Raw genomic sequence first — 1166 nt, 5'->3', positions numbered from 1 at the left:
GCGCATCCGCTGCGGGAGCTGGTGACGGCGTCGGAGGCGATGCCGCTGCTGGTGGAGCGGGAGCGGGCGCTGTACGGCTCCTGGTACGAGTTCTTCCCCCGCTCCGAGGGCACGCCGAAGACCCCGCACGGCACGTTCCGCACCGCCGCCCGGCGGCTGCCCGCGATCGCCGCGATGGGCTTCGACGTCGTCTACCTCCCGCCGATCCACCCGATCGGCACCACCCACCGCAAGGGCCGCAACAACACCCTCACCCCCGGCCCCGACGACGTCGGCGTGCCCTGGGCGATCGGCTCCCCCGAGGGCGGCCACGACGCGGTCCACCCCGCGCTGGGCACGGTGGAGGACTTCGCCCGGTTCGTGGCCGAGGCCCGCTCCCACGGCCTGGAGACCGCGCTGGACTTCGCGCTGCAGTGCTCCCCGGACCATCCCTGGGTGCTCAAGCACCCCGAGTGGTTCCACCACCGGCCCGACGGCTCCATCGCCCACGCCGAGAACCCGCCGAAGAAGTACCAGGACATCTACCCCATCGCGTTCGACGCCGACATGGACGGCCTGGTCACCGAGACCCTGCGGGTGCTGCGGCACTGGATGGACCTCGGCGTGCGGATCTTCCGCGTCGACAACCCCCACACCAAACCGGTGATGTTCTGGGAACGCGTCATCGCCGGCATCAACCGCACCGACCCGGACGTGATCTTCCTGGCCGAGGCGTTCACCCGCCCCGCCATGATGCGCGCCCTCGCCGAGGCCGGGTTCCAGCAGTCCTACACCTACTTCACCTGGCGCAACACCAAGCGGGAACTGACGGAGTACCTCAGCGAACTGTCCGGCGAGAGCGCGCACTACATGCGGCCGAACCTGTTCGTGAACACCCCCGACATCCTGCACGCCTACCTCCAGCACGGCGGCCGTCCCGCCTTCGAGGTCCGTGCCGTCCTCGCCGCGACCCTCTCCCCCACCTGGGGCGTCTACTCCGGCTACGAACTCTGCGAGAACACGCCCCTGCGCGAGGGCAGCGAGGAGTACCTCGACTCCGAGAAGTACCAACTGCGGCCCCGCGACTGGGAGACGGCCGAACGCGAGGGCCGCACCATCACCCCCCTCATCACCCGGCTCAACGCGATCCGCCGCGAGAACCCCGCCCTGCGACAACTGCGGAATCT

The 1166-nt window shown here is 70.2% G+C and carries 1 pseudogene; it reads left to right on the top strand.

Annotated features, from left to right (window positions below):
• Positions 1-1166 (top strand): annotated as a pseudogene (locus ACFYR0_RS37790) (alpha-1,4-glucan--maltose-1-phosphate maltosyltransferase); the annotation flags it as partial.

The organism is Streptomyces sp. NPDC005017, from assembly GCF_042873115.1.
In the GTDB taxonomy this organism is placed as follows: domain Bacteria; phylum Actinomycetota; class Actinomycetes; order Streptomycetales; family Streptomycetaceae; genus Streptomyces.
This window is presented reverse-complemented; position numbering and strand designations above follow the sequence as displayed.